This is a genomic window from Paenibacillus sp. BR1-192, from assembly GCF_029542445.1.
Taxonomy (GTDB): domain Bacteria; phylum Bacillota; class Bacilli; order Paenibacillales; family Paenibacillaceae; genus Paenibacillus_AQ; species Paenibacillus_AQ lautus_A.
On record NZ_CP120718.1, the window covers coordinates 4,018,569 to 4,036,405 of the forward strand.

The 17,837-nt window shown below is 46.2% G+C and carries 19 protein-coding genes; 2 read left to right on the plus strand and 17 right to left on the minus strand.

Annotated features, from left to right (window positions below; translation table 11 throughout):
• Window positions 1-41: 41 nt before the first annotated feature.
• Both P0X86_RS17795 and P0X86_RS17800 read right to left on the minus strand, forming a co-directional pair.
• Window positions 42-446, minus strand: coding sequence for a nuclear transport factor 2 family protein (locus P0X86_RS17795; RefSeq protein ID WP_277746067.1), 405 nt, complete (start codon window positions 444-446; stop codon window positions 42-44).
• 93 nt (window positions 447-539) lie between these two features.
• Complete coding sequence (locus P0X86_RS17800; RefSeq protein ID WP_096774012.1) at window positions 540-1,007, minus strand: DinB family protein; 468 nt, start codon at window positions 1,005-1,007, stop codon at window positions 540-542.
• A 191-nt stretch (window positions 1,008-1,198) separates the two neighbouring features.
• Here P0X86_RS17800 and P0X86_RS17805 point away from each other — a divergent pair, with 191 nt between their 5' ends.
• Complete coding sequence (locus P0X86_RS17805) at window positions 1,199-2,101, plus strand: LysR family transcriptional regulator (protein ID WP_277746068.1); 903 nt, start codon at window positions 1,199-1,201, stop codon at window positions 2,099-2,101.
• Between the two features lie 40 nt (window positions 2,102-2,141).
• Here P0X86_RS17805 and P0X86_RS17810 read toward each other — a convergent pair whose 3' ends face one another.
• The gene (locus P0X86_RS17810) at window positions 2,142-2,537 is read right to left on the minus strand and encodes a VOC family protein (protein WP_277746069.1); all 396 of its coding nucleotides are present in this window, start codon (window positions 2,535-2,537) and stop codon (window positions 2,142-2,144) included.
• A gap of 114 nt (window positions 2,538-2,651) precedes the next feature.
• Window positions 2,652-4,016 (minus strand): aminotransferase-like domain-containing protein, encoded by a 1,365-nt coding sequence (locus tag P0X86_RS17815; protein WP_277746070.1) that lies wholly within the window; start codon window positions 4,014-4,016, stop codon window positions 2,652-2,654.
• A 188-nt stretch (window positions 4,017-4,204) separates the two neighbouring features.
• Between P0X86_RS17815 and blaOXA the strand changes: the two genes are divergently transcribed.
• Window positions 4,205-5,005 carry a class D beta-lactamase gene (gene blaOXA / locus P0X86_RS17820; RefSeq protein WP_481858302.1) on the plus strand — a complete coding sequence of 267 codons (801 nt, stop codon included), beginning with the start codon at window positions 4,205-4,207 and terminating at the stop codon, window positions 5,003-5,005.
• A gap of 176 nt (window positions 5,006-5,181) precedes the next feature.
• On the opposite strand, the gene phaZ is transcribed toward blaOXA, so the two are convergent.
• From phaZ to P0X86_RS17885, 13 genes are all read right to left on the minus strand, one after another.
• Window positions 5,182-6,060 (minus strand): intracellular short-chain-length polyhydroxyalkanoate depolymerase, encoded by an 879-nt coding sequence (gene phaZ, locus P0X86_RS17825; protein ID WP_277746072.1) that lies wholly within the window; start codon window positions 6,058-6,060, stop codon window positions 5,182-5,184.
• 17 nt (window positions 6,061-6,077) lie between these two features.
• A complete protein-coding gene (locus P0X86_RS17830) occupies window positions 6,078-6,776 on the minus strand; it encodes an ABC transporter permease (protein WP_277746073.1) in 699 nt (232 codons plus the stop codon).
• Between the two features lie 7 nt (window positions 6,777-6,783).
• Entirely contained in the window at window positions 6,784-7,698 is a 915-nt protein-coding gene (locus tag P0X86_RS17835) for an ABC transporter ATP-binding protein (protein WP_277749051.1), read from the minus strand.
• A gap of 169 nt (window positions 7,699-7,867) precedes the next feature.
• On the minus strand, window positions 7,868-8,806 hold the full coding sequence (locus tag P0X86_RS17840; protein ID WP_277746074.1) for a sensor histidine kinase: 939 nt from the start codon (window positions 8,804-8,806) through the stop codon (window positions 7,868-7,870).
• Between the two features lie 3 nt (window positions 8,807-8,809).
• A complete protein-coding gene (locus P0X86_RS17845; protein WP_096774019.1) occupies window positions 8,810-9,508 on the minus strand; it encodes a response regulator transcription factor in 699 nt (232 codons plus the stop codon).
• A 230-nt stretch (window positions 9,509-9,738) separates the two neighbouring features.
• Complete coding sequence (locus P0X86_RS17850) at window positions 9,739-10,683, minus strand: MBL fold metallo-hydrolase (RefSeq protein ID WP_481858303.1); 945 nt, start codon at window positions 10,681-10,683, stop codon at window positions 9,739-9,741.
• 241 nt (window positions 10,684-10,924) lie between these two features.
• The gene (locus tag P0X86_RS17855) at window positions 10,925-11,473 is read right to left on the minus strand and encodes a TetR/AcrR family transcriptional regulator (RefSeq protein WP_277746076.1); all 549 of its coding nucleotides are present in this window, start codon (window positions 11,471-11,473) and stop codon (window positions 10,925-10,927) included.
• 103 nt (window positions 11,474-11,576) lie between these two features.
• Window positions 11,577-11,972, minus strand: coding sequence for a MerR family transcriptional regulator (locus P0X86_RS17860; protein WP_217993022.1), 396 nt, complete (start codon window positions 11,970-11,972; stop codon window positions 11,577-11,579).
• A gap of 56 nt (window positions 11,973-12,028) precedes the next feature.
• Window positions 12,029-13,009 carry an aldo/keto reductase gene (locus tag P0X86_RS17865; RefSeq protein WP_277749052.1) on the minus strand — a complete coding sequence of 327 codons (981 nt, stop codon included), beginning with the start codon at window positions 13,007-13,009 and terminating at the stop codon, window positions 12,029-12,031.
• 521 nt (window positions 13,010-13,530) lie between these two features.
• The gene (locus P0X86_RS17870; protein WP_277746077.1) at window positions 13,531-14,838 is read right to left on the minus strand and encodes an MFS transporter; all 1,308 of its coding nucleotides are present in this window, start codon (window positions 14,836-14,838) and stop codon (window positions 13,531-13,533) included.
• 138 nt (window positions 14,839-14,976) lie between these two features.
• Window positions 14,977-15,654 carry an ArsR/SmtB family transcription factor gene (locus tag P0X86_RS17875; RefSeq protein WP_096774024.1) on the minus strand — a complete coding sequence of 226 codons (678 nt, stop codon included), beginning with the start codon at window positions 15,652-15,654 and terminating at the stop codon, window positions 14,977-14,979.
• 197 nt (window positions 15,655-15,851) lie between these two features.
• On the minus strand, window positions 15,852-16,445 hold the full coding sequence (locus P0X86_RS17880) for a YdeI/OmpD-associated family protein (RefSeq protein ID WP_213578867.1): 594 nt from the start codon (window positions 16,443-16,445) through the stop codon (window positions 15,852-15,854).
• Between the two features lie 78 nt (window positions 16,446-16,523).
• Entirely contained in the window at window positions 16,524-17,633 is a 1,110-nt protein-coding gene (locus P0X86_RS17885; protein ID WP_277746078.1) for a hypothetical protein, read from the minus strand.
• Window positions 17,634-17,837 lie beyond the last annotated feature (204 nt).

Consider the following 17,837-nt stretch of genomic DNA (forward strand, 5'->3'; position numbering starts at 1 on the left):
GAAACCACATAACGCCGTGGAGAACAAGACCGGCCTGCCCATTAGGGAGCCTCATAGTTTTTTAACGGCATACCTACATATTCGCGGAAGGAGGCAATCCGCTCTCCCTCGAACTCGAAGACGATGGCAAGCTCATTACTAAAAGACCGGCCATTCAACAAACCTTCTGAGCGAAATACCACCATCCCGTGGTCCACATTCTCAATCAAGACGAGCGGAATCAGCTGCATCTGAAATACGGAACGCTCGAACCTGACCAGCTCCTCGAACCGCTCTTTGCCTTGCTGCTTGTGATCCCACCCATCTAGCGGGAGCGGAACAAAGAAATGAAAACCATCTGTAACCTTATCGAGAAAATCCGCTGTATGCCCTGTTTCTAAAGCCTGCTTAAAAGCTTCAAAACTTTCAGTCGTTCGGGTTGATACGGAGTCTACGGATTTTTGCATGTAGGCTTCCTCCTTATGGTTAATCGTTAAAATGATAGCTCCATTCATGAAGCTGTCGATCATTCGCCTTTGTTTACGCTTTCCAAGCTTTGATTAGCGTGTCTGAACCTTTAGCTGGCTTGATATCGTTCCGAGGTGAATGGCTTCGTGAAGCAGCGCGAAGTTGAATAGGTCCCCAGCCGTACTGAATTGGAACGGTCCCATGACAAACGGAGTTGAAAGCTTCTCGTCCAGCATATCAGAATTCAGCCCAGATAGGCGTGAAAGCTGAGCTGTTAACATCTCGACCAGCTCTTTTTTCGATGGAGGAGCCACCTTCCATTCCGAGGGCTTGGTTCCGGAGTTAAACAGTAAAGCATACGAGTCCGGTATGTCTGATGGGGAACCAAAGCTCAGGGCAGTATACGTATCCATCCAATAAATGATATGGCCGACATTCCAACGGATGGTGTTGTTAAATCCTGCAGTTTGTATGTCGAACTGCTCCTCCGGTATAGCCTGCACCTGCTGCAGCACCACTTGACGTCCAATCTTCGCCGTATTGATTATCGCTTCGGACATGTTCATTTCCTCCTTTGTCATAAAAACGTTTGTTATGCTCCCAAGTATAGGTCGCACGGAACGTTACATCAATACAGTGGACATTACCGGAACGTTAAGTATAAGTTAACGATAATGAATTGACAGATCAGGAAGATAACGCCACAATAATCGTGAAACATCCATTCAATGAGGGAAAGCAGGTGTGCAGGATGGAGTTAAAACAACTGCAGTATTTTATGGCTATATGCGAAGAGCTTCACTTCTCGAGAGCAGCCGAAAAAATGGGAGTCAGTGCTCCCAACGTAAGCCAGCAGATCAGGAGATTGGAAGAAGAATTAGGGGTTCTGTTGTTCGATCGCGTGGGAAAAACCATTGTTCTTACGGACGCTGGAGCGATTCTTCATGAACATGCCGCCGCCGTGTTCGGGCATCTGCAGCAAGCGGGCGATGCCATTGCCGATCTGAAGCAGATGCAAGGTGGATCGCTATCGATCGGCGTCTTGCCCGGTGACGCGGATCTCATGTTTAATGCCTTGCTGCTGGATTTCCATCAGACCTATCCCACCATCTCGCTGTCCCTTCTGGAAACCATGAAGGTCACGGAACAGGTTCTGGACCGAAGCATCGATATCGGCGTAACCATCGGACCCGTTAACGATGAACGTCTTACGTCAATTCCCCTGTTTCACGAGGAATTCTCATTGGCTGTACATAGGAACGATCCTCTTGCAGGGGAGAACTTCATCCCATTGAACAGGCTGCGCTCCATGAAAATGGTCATGTTTCCACCCGATCATCAATGCCGCAAGCTGATCGACCGCTTCTGCATGGACAACGGCTTTGCAGTGCAGCCGCATATGGTGACAACAACATTATCCTCCCTCCTCCAGATGGTACAGAGCGGTGTTGGCGCGTGCGTTCTGCCGCGACTTCTACTGGATAATCTTCGCAATGCGGAGATCAAAGTCGTGCATCTGAGGAATCCTACGCCTTCTCAAGACATTTGTCTGATCTACCGCAGCGACAGATTCGTGGGATACGCCATGCGCACATTCATAAAAAATTTGAGGGCTTATATCGAGACAGCCATCCGTCATTCGAAGTCTTCATGAGATAGGGATCTTTCCGTGTTCAGTTGTGCACATAACTTTTTCAAATGATTTGCTGCGCAATCTCCCACACATGCCCTGCCGGATCTGTGAAGGCAGCGGTTCGGACACCCCATGGCCGATCCATTGGACCGTTAAGCAGGGTAACGCCGCGTGTTTTCAATTCGCTGCATACTGCATCTACATCATCCAACCGGATCGTAAACTGGAACCGAGATCCGGATTCACGGCTCGCGACTGTTCCAGGACGGATCAGACCGTGGGCTTCGGAGATATTCAGGAGGTTAATGCTCATATTTCCGAAATTGAACACCGCAGAAACATCGTCTTCATAAACGGCGGAAAAACCGAATACTTCTTGATAGAACACCTTCACATTGTGCAAATCCTCCACAAACAATGTAATTACATCGACATTCAACGACCCTAAAGAACTCATACATACACCCCTTCACACTCAAATCAACTCATATTCATCATAATAGAATTAAGGAATTGATATTTCTTTTTATTTGCTATGCCATTCCTATGAATATCTCATTGTTTCTTCATATCATATAAATTTCACTTGCGGAACTTTGTTAAGTTGCTCTTTTATTACGCGAGCTATGGTTTGGACTCCGATTTCGATGAGCTCCTCCTCTACCTGCGACACGCTTAAGCGAATCACCGAATTCTGGGCAAACTCGGGAAGATACATTTTTCGGGCATCGTCTACGTATACGTTTTCCTTCTTCAAATCCTCAATCAACATCCCGGCCTTAAGCAGACCAGGCAACCGGATTGTCGAATAGAATCCCGATTGAGAAACCGAATATGCGGCGCTTGACGGCAGCATCTCTTGATAAGCCTTTTGCAATAAGGCCGCTTTCCGTCTGTAGATGGATCTCATGCGCTGGGTATGAGTCTTGAACATGCCGCTCTTCAAGTAAATTTCCAAAGCCCCTTGCATAAGGACCGGGGTATGGAGATCGGTAGCGAATTTGGCGCTAAGGAATGAGTCACGCAGGAAGTCCGGAATAACAGCAAGCCCCAATCTTAAGCCGGGCAGCATTACTTTGGAAAAGCTTTTGATATATATGACCCTTCCTGATGGATCGTAAGCAAACATCGGATCCTGGTTCTTGTCAGGATCGAGATCGCCTAGATAATCGTCCTCGATAATGTAAACGTCGTATTTTTGGGCCAGTTCCACGATTTTTCGTCGTTCCTTATTGGAATAACTGCAGCCTGTCGGGTTATGAAACCTGGTCACGGTGTAGAAACATTTAATGTCGTTGCATTTGAACAGTTGCTCCAGCCGTTCCATGTCGATTCCTCTCTCCGTTATTTCGATTCCGTATGTCGTGGCCTGCTGAACCTTGATCGACTCGATCATACTGACATGAGTAGGCTGTTCTACGCAGATATTTTTTTTGCCATTAGGAAAGGGAAGCGAAATCAATAGATGAATCGCTTGCTGTGACCCGGATACCACGCAGATTCGGTCAGGAACCGTAAACACTTGCAGTTCACGCAGATGCCGGGTCAGTTCCTCTCTTAACGAAGGCAGCCCCTGGATCTCCGAATAGGTAAACATCTCCTCTTTATATACATCAATCGCTTGATTGATGCAGTGCTGAAAGTCCCGGTAAGGCATGGCATTCTTGTCGGGGCCAGCTGACAGAAAATCTATGACTCCCGTGTCAGCTGAACCTGAATGTCCGGAAGGCACCCGCTCTACAACATAGTAACCGCTTTTCGAGACGGCATAGATTTTATGTTTTTTTTCCAATTCGGAATATGCTTTGATGATGGTATTGACACTGCAGTCGAACTGCTTGGCCAACACCCGTATGGATGGCAGCCTCTTCCCTGGTTTCAACTCTCCATTATCGATTTGCTGTTCGATACTCTTCATGACCTCGGCATAGATCATATGGCCCCCTCTTCCTCTCCTCAATCTGTATAGGTACAAACGTTAAATAATCAGATTTACTTGCAGCACCTGTAACCATAGACTAATAGTATCAAAATGCATTTGATATGGGGAATTTGTTCTGTTCGATGGCCATCGAGACCATCCCCGAAATAAGATGTACTAGGAGTGATGCAGCCGTGTTACAGATGAATAAGAAAAACCGCCTATCCGCTTTTATCTTTATATTCCTTGCAGTCGTTTGCTTGTTCGCATACTCGCCAAGTGCCGATGCAAAGCCAAGCTCCCATCGGCTTGAACTGGAACAAACCTTCCGGAAGTCCCACGCGACGCTGGTCCTCAAGAATTTGAAGACCGATCAAGTATACACATTCAATTCTGAAAGAAGTAAACAGCGGTTTACTCCGGAATCCAGCTTTAAAGTGGCAAATGCCCTCATCGGTTTGGAAGTCAAGGCTGTTTCTGACGAATACGAAGTCAAAAGATGGGACGGTATCGTAAGAGAGTTTCCGGTTTGGAACCGGGATCACTCACTTGCTTCGGCTATGAGGGAATCAGCGATTTGGTATTACCAGGCGATGGCTCGCGATATCGGCCAAGAGCTGATGCAGAAATACGTGAATCGAATCCATTATGGTAACCGCGACATAACCGGAGGCATCGATACATTCTGGCTGAACAGCAGCTTGAAGATCTCTGCCGTAGAACAAGCGGAGTTTATCGAAAAGCTCGTTGAAGAGAATTTGCCCTTTCAGAAGAAAACGATGAAAACGGTCAAGCGGATGATGATCGACGATGAACAGGATGAATATACGATTCATGGAAAAACCGGTTCGAGGCTGTCCGATATGGGGCTTGGCTGGTATGTCGGATATGTCGAGACGGATAAAGAGACCTGGGTATTCGCAACGAATGCAGCCGGCAGCGGTGCATTCGCGAAGGAATTAACGCTGACAACATTGGAGAAGATGAAGATCTTGAATAATTAATAAAGAATTCGCGTCCCATCTGATTGATTACCTTACAACTTAAGAGATACAGAATAAAGATTGGAGATTCATGCCACCGGACATATTATGGTAACAGGGTCCTGACGAATAGATCGTCAGGACCCTGTGTTTGTTTTAAGATTTCGAGCAGTATGACAAGATCATTGCTCAGCCTTCTATGGCTGAGCAATGAATGCTTGGACGGCAGCGGCCAATCCATGTAAATCATCGATTAGCGGGGAATGCCCTGCATCCAAGGATACATATTGAACTGGCTTTCCATGACTTGCAAAGTCTTCTTTGATTTCTTCCGTCATCTGCTGCGTGGTAATCAAATCCTTAACGCCCCAAATGACGAGGACCGGACATTGAATACGCTCCAACTCTCCTGTTCCATCCGCGAGTCCGTTGGATACGGAACTGATATTGAATCGGTTTGCGGCATCGGCAGCATCCACCATGTTACGCTGCTTCATGCAGGCATCGATGTACTTCCCACGGGTGGCAGCATCAGACTCACGTTCATGAAACAAAAGGTAGTCCATCGCCTGAGCAAAGTAAGCCCGGTCCTGCCTCTGATTTGCTTGAAACGTCATGGCAAGTCCTGGGTCTTTGACTATTTCCTCTTTAGTCTTCAGACGAATGCCATCGGCATTCACGGCTGCATATCCTCTAGTCGAGATAGAGGCAAGCAGAATCAACTTTCGTACGCGATCTGGATATTCTGCCGCAAACTGCATGGCGATGCCTCCACCATTCGACCAGCCCATAACCATAACATGGCGAAGACCAAGCTGTTCTACGAATTGATGCAGATCCGAGGAAAAGTCTTTCATGTCACCAATGGGATTCTGATAGCTGGACTCGCCGTAACCACGCAAGTCTACAGCGATGAAGCGTTGGGTCATATCGGCATGCGTCAACAAGGGTTCCCACAGCTCCGAAGAAGCCATATTCCCGTGAATCAACAGCATGCAGGGTTCCGTACCTGTTCTTTCTCTATAACTCAGCGTTTCTCCATTAGGTAACAAAGCCGTTTTCACTTCAAGTGTCATGATGCCACATCCCCTCCTTACAAATCTCCTAGTTTATTCACGAATTTAACCGATAAAATGACGCTTGCCACACCCAATACGCTGAAAATGGCATATAAAAAGTCAGGGTGCAACGTAATCCGCAGCAACCCGAGAAAATTAGGGAACTGCATCAGGAAGACGGCGCAAATGACCGTTGGGATGACCGCCCTTTTCCATATTCCGAACCAAAATAGCGGAATCAATGAGGCAAGCGCGACAACGATGGAGTGTAAAATCATTCGGAACGCATAATTCGCCAGGTCAGCTGCCGTCGGCGTTCCCGGGATGACATCCATCACTTGGTTGAGCGCATAAGTTGCAACACCGCCAAGTACGAAGGACACCAGCGTACCGAAGAAAACCGCCAACACAATGAACAGTACCTTGGCCATCACGAGCCTTTTTCGGCTGAGTGGATATCCGTAGGAAAGAGCCATCGTCTTGTTCTTATATTCTTCAATGAATACATGATTGATCAGGGACGCTCCGAACAATATAAACCCCATCTGAATGGGTATCATCAGTTCCAGAGCGGCAGCATAACTTTCGCCAAAACGAATCATCGGCATATCGGCAAAAACGACCTTGAGAAAAAATACCGGCAAGAACATAAGAATGATCCAATACGTAATCGCTTCACCGATCACTTTCTTGCGATCCAGCTTCTTCCATTCCAGCTCGATTAATTTCAACATATCGGATTCATTCCTTTCCCTGAATTTGATGATAGAAATAGTCTTCCAGTGTACTGTTATATTTTTGGATCTCCTCGATTTCAATCTCATGCGCAATCAGCAGTTTGGTAATTTGACTGGTCGATACGTCCGTATCATAGACTCGGATTCGCAGATCCTGTACGATTTTGATATTGGATATACGAAGCTCATGCTCAAGTAAAAAGGCTGCTTTCTGCACATTCGAGGTCATAAGTTCAATATAATCGGTACGCTGCTTTCGAATGTCGGACAACGTGACTTCGTCGACCAATTGACCGCGTTGAATGACGCCGATCCTATCGGCTACCTGCTCAATTTCCCCTAAGATATGGCTGGACAGGACAAATGTAATCCCATATTCCTGGTTCAGTGTTCGGATCAAATCCCTCATGTTTTTAATGCCGATCGGATCCAGTCCGTTCGTGGGTTCATCCAGCACGATCAATTCCGGCTTGGTGATGGCGGCCCTGGCGATGCCAAGACGCTGCTTCATGCCGAGCGAGAAATCCTTCACTTTTTTATCTTCGATTCCTTCCAATTGGACCAGGTCCAGGGCTTGACGTATAGCTCTCTTATCATAATAGCCCAAGTATTCGCAATGAATTTGGAGATTCTCCATGGCCGTCATGTGCTCGTAAAATATCGGGTATTCAATGATGCTCCCTACCCGCTTGAGGCCTTCTTTGGAGGTTTCTGAAAAATTCTTGCCAAACAGCATGATCGCTCCGGAGGTCGGAAGAATGAGCCCCGTCAGCATTTTCATGATGGTTGTTTTACCCGCGCCGTTTGGACCCAGCAAGCCATAAATCTCGCCCTTTCTCACATTGAGATTGACACGCGTTACAATGGACATCCCTTTTACGGTTTTGCTCAGATCCGAAGTTTGAATGACGTAATCCACGAAGACCACCACCGTGTTCACAATTTGATTTCCTTTGTTATCTTTATCATAGACCTGAAAATGGACTTATTCCTTTCCCGTTCCTTACATGTTTCTTAAGAATGAATCGAAACGCGCGGCTGAAAAAAAAAGAGACGTTGAACAGAGGACAACATCTCGTGGATCAAGGTTAGTAGGTTAATTGCTTGAATTTGCATGTGAAAATGGTCTTTTTGTCAGCCTCCGAGCTGCTTAGACTGATCCGTCCGTTCATTTCTTCCGTTAGGCGTTTAGAGATACTTAGTCCCAGCCCGCTTCCTTGAAATTGCGGGTTCCGGGCATCGTCCAGGGTATAAAGTCTTTCGAATACGCGTTCCTGATGAATCTCTGCGATCCCTTTCCCCCGGTCCCACACGTCTACGGCCACGTATTCTCCTTCTTCCCGAACCGTCAGCCCGAACACGCCTCCGTCGCTTCCATAGCGGATGGAATTCGATATGAGATTGCTCAATATTCGATGCAGCGCATCCTTGTTGCCAAGGAAATAAAAGGGCAGCTCCGGAATGTCGATCTCAACCCGAAGATTTCTGGAAACCAGCAGGTCGTAAAACTCAAGCACGCTGTTCCGGCAAACCTCGCTCAATGATATTTTGCTAAGCGGGGTATCATAATCCTCCGACTCGATTTTGACAAGGTCGAAGAATTGATTAAGCAAGGCGATCAGACTGTTTACTTTTTCATTCAACCGTTGAATGACTTCCTCCTCGTCTTGCGCGGTCAACGTATTCTTCTGATTCAGCTTTTCCGTGTAGCCGAGAATGACCGTCAGCGGCGTCTTCAAATCATGGGACATGTTAGAGATCATTTTCTTTTGGCTGTCCTTCGTTCTGGCATAATCCGCAAATACCTTCTGTTTGTTATCCAGCAAACGGTTAATCTGTGTGAGCAGCTGCCTGACGGCATCGTCGCCCGTGGGCATCAACACTTTCTCCGCTGTGTCCTGGTCCAGAATATCCGAGATTTTATTCGCTATCTCGAGGATGCTTTGATTTTGTTTCTTCCCGGATATAAATAGCAAGCCGATGATTGCAACCAATACGGCAATAATGACGGACAAAAGAAGGACCATGTGCTAATCCCCCATTTTATATCCGATTCCCCAAATCGTCCGAATGTATTGCGGAGCTGACGGATCCTCTTCGATTTTTTCCCGGAGTCTCCGGATATGTACATTAATCACGTTCTCATTCCCGTAATAATCTTCTTCCCAAATGAGTTGATAGATTTGCTCCTTGGTGAATACCCTGCTGTGATGGGTTAGGAGCAGCTTCAAAATATGGAATTCCTTCGCGGTGAGCGGCACGCTTTTCCCTTTGACTTTTACGGAGAACGAATGCAAGTCCAGGACGAGATCCTTATACGTAATGACGGGGGGTTCGGCAGGTTTACTTTCCGTTTCCGCGTATAACGTTGCCCTCCGAATGGCAGCTTGAACCCTGGCTGTTAATTCGATCATGGAGAAAGGCTTGCTTATATAATCATCCGCGCCAAATCCAAGGCCCATGGCCTTGTCGAGGTCGCTGCCTTTCGCAGAAATAATCAAAACAGGAACTTTGCTGGTCTCTCGGATATGTTTGAGCAGCTCCATTCCGTTTACCTTGGGGAGCATCAAATCGAGCAAGATCAGATCGAACTTCTCTTTTTGAAAAAGCGCGAGTGCTTCCTCGCCGTCGCGTGCAGATGCAACGCTGTAATGATCCTGTTTCAGCTGGCTTTCAATCAACTGATTGATGTCGTTGTCGTCTTCAACGAGCAGAATGCGTTTTTGCATATCCTATGTCCTCCTGAGCATGCTCTGATCCATTCCACGGTTCCGATCCGAAACAGTAGTTTTTTCGATTTTAACACAAATTGGCATAATCTAGTGATCAATAGGAATGAAGCAATTACAGAAAAATCCCTTTCGCAGCAATCGGGTGCGGCTTCATGGGTGAAACAAAAAAATCCGCGTTTTCCGCGGATTAATAATGCATGTAAGTTGACAAATTGCCGCTGTTTTTGTTATTTCCACCAAACGACAGCATGATCAGGCTCCGTAGAATATGCCGATGGAGCTATTACTACCGATTCCCCAATTTGAGGAGTGAGTATGTGCACTTGTTTTTGTTTAGCAGCCATAGTCACGCGTTCGATCGGTTCATTCCAGTCATGCAAGGCCAACGTAAACCCTGCCCAATGGATCGGAATCAACCATTGCCCTTTCACATCCAGATGAGCCTGTACCGTCTCTTCAGGCATCATATGAATATTCGCCCAACGTTTGTCGTATTGACCACATTCCATGAGCGTCACATCAAATGGGCCGTATTTTTCTCCGATCTCATGAAAATGTGGACCATACCCGCTATCCCCGCTGAAATACACTCGACTCTTGTTGCTGATAATGACCCAAGACGACCATAAGGTCGAATCGCGGTCAAACAGGCTTCGCCCTGAAAAGTGTCTCGCTGGCGTGCAGATGAGTTGTAGACCGTCTAACCCGGATGCATCCCACCAATTATGTTCGGTAACGCTCGATTTTGAAATCCCCCAGCGCTCCAAGTGACCACCAAGGCCAAGCGGCACATAAAAATGCTTAGCCTTCTCCTTAAGCTTCTGAATGGAGCTGAAATCCAGATGATCATAATGATCATGTGACAAAACGACGGCATCAATGGGAGGAAGCTTGTCCAGATCAATAGGAATATCCCTGCTATAACGTTGATTCCCAAAAACAGGGATTGGGGATGGAGACGTTCCTAACATAGGGTCGAACAGCAGCGTTTTCCCCTCGATTTCCAGCATGAATGCAGAATGCCCAAACCACGTTACACGTGTTAGCGCTTGTTGTTGTATACTTGTGGGATCTACTCGCTTTATCGGTAATGGAGAAGTCGGCTTCCGATTGGGATTCCGTTTCATGTAATCGCGTAACAGTGACATGAAGTCCGTTGTTCCCATCCTCATGGAGGTATGGATTGGATTCACAAAATGATTACGGTCGAAATTCGGGAGTTTGCGAAATTCGTTTCGTTTTTCCCTAGATACTCTTTGGCCGAATGGCGGATAATATCTCAGAAACAATGCAATGGATAGGATTAAAGCAGCGCATATTAAAAAAATGGTCATAGGGTTCTACCTCGATTTGTCCAATCTAGTCTAAGATAAAAGAATCGGATTACATAAATTGTAATGCTCCTTCTTACATTTAAGCTTTCACAGCATCCCAGCTCATAACGATAGCTGCTTCCAATTCCCGATTACCAAATCGGGTTCCGTACTTCAGATGTGATTTCGCCAATTCGGCTACGGGTAAAATCGAATAAACGATCAACATATCCACATCTTCCGCTTTCAATATATTCTGCTTCTTTCCCGTTTCAAACATCTCGAAAATGGGTTGGAACAGACTTGCGGTCTCGTCCAAACACCATTTCTGGGGCAATGGAGAATTCATGATTTGCTCTAAAAATAGAAAATAGTCTTTGTGCGTATGTATAAACTCCACATACTTCCGGATGATCGATTCAAAGCGTTCTTTAACCGATCGCGTATCATCGAATCCCTGTAACATGCTCTTACTCATCTTGCCCTTCACCTTTAAGTAAGTCTTAAGCAGCAGATCCTCCTTATTCTCATGATAAATATAGATCGTTGCAGCCGATACATTAGCCTTCTTAGCTATTTTGGATATCGACGTTTCCGCAAACCCAATCTCATTCACTAATTGAATCGTCGCGTCAAAAATGGCTTCCACTTTGTTATCGTCTCTATGTCTCATGAAGCTATAATAAACGATCATTCGTTTATAATCAAGAAACCGGGCCGGGAACTCCTCCCGAAACCCGGTTTTTGATAAGTTAGTCTGCCTGCTTCCTGAGTGCATTTTCTTTTTTCATGATGGTATGTTCATATCTTGCGATTTTATCGTTCAAGCGTTCCAGTGTGTTCGTCATTTCTTCGATTTTGTCCCCCAGTCGATTGCGCTGTTCAATCAACAATCCCTTTCGTGTTTCAAGCGTGTCGTCGCCTTGTTGAAAAAGCGAAACATACTCGATCAGTACCTCGACCGGAAGCCCCGCGCTTTGACGCATGCATTTAACAAAATCAACCCATTTGATGTCTTCCTCCGAATAATCCCTGATACCATTTTTGTTCCGGTTTACTGGCGGAATCAACCCAATTCGCTCATAATAGCGCAGGGTATCCTGGGAAAGCCCGAACCTTTCGCTGATTTCTTTAATCGTCACCGTCATGTCTTGATTCACCTTCTCTGTTCAATACCGTTTCCTGAATAAGTCAGTTGTTAAAGCTACAAGGCTCCCACAACCCGGTGAGGTATGTACGGCTCTTCCAGGGAGGCCATCTCCTCCGGCGTGAGTTTGACCGTAAGCGCGGCTGCGGCATCCTCCAGGTGAGATATTTTGGTCGCGCCGACAATGGGCGCCGTGATCGGTTCTTTCTGCAGCAGCCAGGCGAGCGCAACTTGAACGCGCGGAATGCCCCGCTCATTCGCAATGCCTGCAAGCCGTTCCACAATGATCCGATCGGCATCCGCCGTGGCATCATACTTGGATTTCTGAACCATGTCCGTTTCGGAACGCTGCGTCGTCTCCGACCAGTCTCGCGTCAATCTTCCCGATGCTAGTGGGCTGTAGGGGATCACGCCGATTTTTTCGGATTGGCACAACGGCAGCATTTCGCGCTCTTCTTCGCGGTAAATGAGGTTGTAATGGTTCTGCATCGAAACGAACCGGGTCCAGCCATTCTTTTCAGCGGTATGCTGGGCCTTGAGAAACTGCCATGCATACACGGCTGAAGCTCCGATGTAGCGAACCTTTCCGGCTTTCACCACATCATGAAGGGCCTCCATCGTTTCTTCGATAGGCGTATCATAATCCCATCGATGAATCTGGTACAGATCGACATAATCGGTACCCAGCCGCTTGAGGCTCTTGTCGATTTCGCTCATGATTGCCTTCCGGGACAGCCCCATCCCATTAGGGCCCTCGTGCATACGGAAATGAACCTTTGTCGCCAGGACGATTTCGTCGCGATTCGCATATTCTTTCAAGGCGCGGCCGACAATTTCCTCGCTTGTACCGTCCGAGTAGACATTCGCCGTATCAAAGAAATTGATGCCAAGCTCCAATGCCTTTTTAATAATAGGACGGCTGCTCTCTTCATTTAACACCCATTGATGCACCCAGCGCTCTGCTACGCCAAATCCCATGCACCCAAGACAGATGCGGGAAACATCGAGACCGGTGTTCCCTAGTTTCGCATACTCCATCATAATCCCTCCTTAGACTTAAGTTTATCACTTGGAGTTAACTCCAGGTCAATACGCAATAAACACTCATGATGTTCCGTTTGACGCTAACCTGCAAAAACAAAAACTCCGCGTTCATCACGGAGTTTTTGCTGCAGGATTGTGTATTGCCAACTTATGAATCGCTTTGAACCGTGGATAACGAAACGAGGACCGGACCGGCAAAGTCCGAAGCTTCCTCGCCTTAATCGTTAATCCCTTTATCGCTTGAGGCTTGAAGGTATAGCTCGGCGGAGCCCAGCGGATGCTCGACGAGTTCTCCACATAAATCGGAAACTTCGCCGGACGCCTCCAGTTCTTTCTTTCCTGCCGACTCAAGCTGCGTCAGGTCATAATTGGCAGGCAGTGCTTCAATGGTGACCTCGTATTCCGGATTGTCGCTTAGAAACAGGCGTCCTTCGGCAGCGTCAAAATTGAACTTTTCAAATACGTATAAGGAAAAGCCATCGCCTCCGACTCTACATGGTAGAGTCGGGTTCGCGTTAGAAAGAGACGGATTTTTCGTTTTTATTCCGACCTTGCCATAGCATAACCGGGATCAGCAGCAGGGCGAGTATGCTCCCGGCAAAGGAAAGTGCGGCATAACTGGAATGAGCAACCACCATTCCTGAAAGGGCCCCACCTGATGCCCCCGCGAGGGCAATCAATACGTCAACAGACCCTTGCACTTTCGCGCGGTTTGTTGAGGTTGTTGCATCTACGATCAATGCCGTTCCGCTAATCAAGCCAAAATTCCATCCCAACCCTAGAAGAGATAGGGCGACAATCAATACGGTCATGGAATCAGCCGGTGCTATGGCGGCAATGACCCCTGCAAGCAAAAGCGTAACTCCAGAAGCCATTGCCATTGCCTTACGTCCGATTTTATCGACCAGGATACCGGTTATCAGGGATGGAAGATACATCGATCCGATATGAAAACCAATGACAAGCCCCACTTCGCTTAGTCCATGACCATGATGTCTCATATGTACGGGCGTCATGGTCATAATAGCTACCATTATAATTTGCGTTAAGATCATAACCACAGCGCCGATTGCGATTCCACGCTTTCCTGATCCTGCAGTATCCATTTCTTTTGCAGAACCGGCATGCTCATCCGAATTTCCCTGCATGGCTATAGCATTCGCTACCAGCAAAGGATCGGGGCGTAGAAAAATTAGCAAAACGATGCCTGCGAGAATATATGCCGCAGCTGCCAATAAAAAGGGTCCGGCCAAACTCGGTATCCCCACCGACAGCGCGAAATCGCCAGTGACGTTGACTAAATTCGGGCCTGCTACTGCACCAAAGGTAGTGAATACCATGGCCGTACTGGCTGCGGTTGCTCGTTGCTTAGAGTTGGCCAGGTCCGTCCCGGCATAGCGTGCCTGCAAATTCGTTGCGGTGCCTGCACCATATATCAATAGTGAGAGTAAGAGCAGAGTCAGGCTATTCAACACGGCTGCTAACACGACTCCAATCGCTCCTATGCCTCCCGCCAGAAAACCGAGTCCCAATCCCAAACTGCGTCCATATCGCTGGGAAAGACGGCCAACCAGCAAGGCCGCACCTGCTGAGCCTAACGTAAACAGTGCCGTTGGTATACCCGTAAAGTTGTCGGTTCCCAGCATATCCTGAGCCAAAAGCGCCCCTACGGTAATGCCTGCCGCAAGACCAGCGCCCCCGAAAATTTGTGAAACAACAACGATGTTTAGTGTCCGCCGGTACAATTTACGTTGTTTTTCGGGTGAATTCACATAGCCTTGCAGCGAAGCCGGCAGCTTCGTCATGCCTTTTTTCGAATACATTCAAATGACATCCTTCCGTAGGAATACGATAGTTGCCCGTCTGATTACCTTGAATCGCGGCCGGTTCCACAGACCTTAAGCTCTCGTCGTCGTATACCTTCATGATTGGGTGAATTGATAAATTGAAGGAAACTTGTTTCACGAAATGGCCTGCTCTTCGCTGTTTCGCTTATTCGCAAATGCTTCCCAGTCCTGAACCCTCTTGCTTAAGCGAGCCGCATCGATTCCTTTGGACTTTAGCATCTCGATGGCTTGGATAGACATTAAACAGTGAGGACCCCGGCAATAGGCTACGACTTTGGCCTTCGCTGGCAACGCATGTAGCTGTTCGGCCAGCTCTTCTATAGGTATCGAGATAGCGCCAGGAATATGAGCAGCTTCATATTCGTCCTTCGGACGAACATCGATCAGCGTTACTTCCCCTGCTTCCATGCGGCTCATGAGTTCTTCAAACGATACTTCCTCTATTTCCGATAGCTGACCCAGGAATTCATTTTTAATATGCTGGACTTCAATAAGTTGTTTTTCAGATAAACCATACAGAGAATCTAAAAAGTGCAAGACTGCGGGATCGGCGATTTCATAAATAACGAAATTCCCTCGTTTCTTATAATCGACTAGCTTGGCATGATGGAGGGTCTGCAAGTGTTGAGAGACATTCGCTATAGACATGGATGTGATTTTCGATATATTTTCTACGGATTTTGGTCCTTGTGTCAAAACATCCAGAATTTCTAAACGTTTTGGGCTGGAGAGGCATTTTCCAATTCGTGTATATTCCTTGTACAATTCGTCTTTAAGCTCTCTTTCGTTCATCGATTCACCCCCTGAAATAAACTATTCAATTGATATATTGAATAGTTTAAGCGGCATTCTGGTTTGCGTCAATATTCTTTTGGCAAAGAAAACAGGCTGCCGGTTGAATGAACCAGCAGCCTGCTGCCTTGTCGTGTATTCTTGTCTGGAAGAACTCCGCGCTAGCGCAGCGTGTAATCCCCAATATGTAAAAACAACTAATCGTTTAATCCCTTTCCATTCAGGATATGCGGGATATATTTTTCAACCCTGGACTCTCGTGTTTTGGCTTGCTTAGGTGCGGAGAAATGCAGAATGTACGCTCTTTGCCGACCTGGCGTCAATGCTTCAAAAGCCTCTTTTAGGTTAGGCACTTCCTCGAACTTATTTTCCAGCTCTACAGGTATGGTGTAATCCGTATTCTTTTTAAAATTTACTTGCAGACCGGCTTTCTCCACTTCAATGGCTTCCGTAATATAGGCTCTCACGATCAGTTGCATTTCATCTATATCTTGAGCATTGGTAAACCGAATCTGGCGTGCGGCCTGAACGTTCTCCGTTTGCTGGATCAGGATCCCATGGGGATCTTTTAACAATGCGCCTTTGTGAAACAGAAGGGCACAGTAATCCTTAAAACCGTGGATCAACACGATATTTTTACCGTCGAACGTGTAACAAGGATGCATCCACTTAAAATCCTCGGTCAGCCCGCAGTCCAGCGCAATTTCTCTCAATAGCCCGAACTCTTCCTTCCACTTTTTAAGCTTATTAAAATACGGATCAATCTTTGTATTCCTTTCACCTTTTGTCATCAAGGTGCCTCCTCTGCTTTTGGTGGTTCTGGCTTGCTCGTTTGCGGTTCGATATATCTGATCAGTACAATACGGATTCTAATGTACTGGCACAAGCCCCTTTGATCTAAGTAACTCTAATTTCACTAGAGGTATACTTTTTTCAAGTTCGCCATTTGTTACTTCCAAACCCTCACGGTCGACAAACACAATAAAGTCTTCAGTTAGTATGAAGTTTTCGGACCAATTCGTTTCATTTAATGAATAGGCCACTTCCTGCCACAACTTCATACCTTCCTCCCACCAATCATCTGTATTATGCCAAAACATAATAAGATTTCTAAGTTTCTGAATTAGTTCTTGATCTGTAAGTTCTTGTTGGTACTTCCCAGGATGCTCTCCCGAATTCCAGATGGTCTCATAGTCCTTTTTGTTTTCCACTAGCTCATCTCGTATATTTTGCAAGCCAGGTTGGAAAATCGGCGAGTATACCGTATGAGCTTCATCATGTAGAAAGATGGCAAGAAAACAACAGCTTCTATCTACTAATACTCGGGACACATTACCAATTATCTCTCTTAAAGCTGCTATTAATCCTTTTTTAACTTCCTCTCGGAGAAGCGCCACGTCTTCAGCCAACATCATCACATAAATTACACCTTTTGTGCCATCTAATACTCGACTGAGAATGCCTTTCTCATCATACTCAAAATAGGTTCGGACTAAGTGATCAAAATAACCTGAATTACTTTCGTATTGAGGCTGATATACTTGGATCAACCGTTCACCCTCATATATGTAATCTTCGTACTGTAAATTATCATTCCGAGCAGAATATTCTATGCATCGCTTGATAAAACCATCGTATATCAAATATTCCTTTATAGAGTCCAATATTCCACGGACATATAATCTAGTGATGATTCGGTTGTCTTCGTAGAAGGTATAAGAGTATCCATCAATTAATTCATCACAAGCCGAAATGCGAAGTCTATCATGATTATCGAATTCATAATAAGTGTCCGTCTCCTCTTCAGTAATTTCCCCTGGAACCGTACTTTGTCGCCCATACCAATACGGAGAAATATCATAACGTTTGCTTATGGTGTATTCTCTCCTACAAATTGAAGACTCAGCCTCTTCTTTATAAAATTTATAATTATCTTGCGCTTCCTTACTTAATTTCAAATAGTATTCTTTATCAACCATTTTGGGCTCCTCTTTACATTATGATTGACAAGCAATTCGACACAAAGCTAAATTTCACCTTTTTTGTCCTCTTGCCCTACAGTGATTATTCACAATCTTTTTTTGCTTGATTGTCATAACAAAAAAATAACCTTGGCCGACTTAAGGCCAAGGTTATTGACATACAAGCAATTCGGAGACGATTCACGACGAGCGGAGGCTGCA

Bases quoted from the DNA above. Each gene is read 5' to 3' on its own strand.
- P0X86_RS17795 (WP_277746067.1), bottom strand. From the start codon at position 446: ATGCAAAAATCCGTAGACTCCGTATCAACCCGAACGACTGAAAGTTTT.
- P0X86_RS17800 (WP_096774012.1), bottom strand. From the start codon at position 1,007: ATGTCCGAAGCGATAATCAATACGGCGAAGATTGGACGTCAAGTGGTG.
- P0X86_RS17805 (WP_277746068.1), top strand. From the start codon at position 1,199: ATGGAGTTAAAACAACTGCAGTATTTTATGGCTATATGCGAAGAGCTT.
- P0X86_RS17810 (WP_277746069.1), bottom strand. From the start codon at position 2,537: ATGAGTTCTTTAGGGTCGTTGAATGTCGATGTAATTACATTGTTTGTG.
- P0X86_RS17815 (WP_277746070.1), bottom strand. From the start codon at position 4,016: ATGATCTATGCCGAGGTCATGAAGAGTATCGAACAGCAAATCGATAAT.
- blaOXA (WP_481858302.1), top strand. From the start codon at position 4,205: ATGAATAAGAAAAACCGCCTATCCGCTTTTATCTTTATATTCCTTGCA.
- phaZ (WP_277746072.1), bottom strand. From the start codon at position 6,060: ATGACACTTGAAGTGAAAACGGCTTTGTTACCTAATGGAGAAACGCTG.
- P0X86_RS17830 (WP_277746073.1), bottom strand. From the start codon at position 6,776: ATGTTGAAATTAATCGAGCTGGAATGGAAGAAGCTGGATCGCAAGAAA.
- P0X86_RS17840 (WP_277746074.1), bottom strand. From the start codon at position 8,806: ATGGTCCTTCTTTTGTCCGTCATTATTGCCGTATTGGTTGCAATCATC.
- P0X86_RS17845 (WP_096774019.1), bottom strand. From the start codon at position 9,508: ATGCAAAAACGCATTCTGCTCGTTGAAGACGACAACGACATCAATCAG.
- P0X86_RS17850 (WP_481858303.1), bottom strand. From the start codon at position 10,683: ATGAGGATGGGAACAACGGACTTCATGTCACTGTTACGCGATTACATG.
- P0X86_RS17860 (WP_217993022.1), bottom strand. From the start codon at position 11,972: ATGACGGTGACGATTAAAGAAATCAGCGAAAGGTTCGGGCTTTCCCAG.
- P0X86_RS17865 (WP_277749052.1), bottom strand. From the start codon at position 13,009: ATGGAGTATGCGAAACTAGGGAACACCGGTCTCGATGTTTCCCGCATC.
- P0X86_RS17870 (WP_277746077.1), bottom strand. From the start codon at position 14,838: ATGTATTCGAAAAAAGGCATGACGAAGCTGCCGGCTTCGCTGCAAGGC.
- P0X86_RS17875 (WP_096774024.1), bottom strand. From the start codon at position 15,654: ATGAACGAAAGAGAGCTTAAAGACGAATTGTACAAGGAATATACACGA.
- P0X86_RS17880 (WP_213578867.1), bottom strand. From the start codon at position 16,445: ATGACAAAAGGTGAAAGGAATACAAAGATTGATCCGTATTTTAATAAG.
- P0X86_RS17885 (WP_277746078.1), bottom strand. From the start codon at position 17,633: ATGGTTGATAAAGAATACTATTTGAAATTAAGTAAGGAAGCGCAAGAT.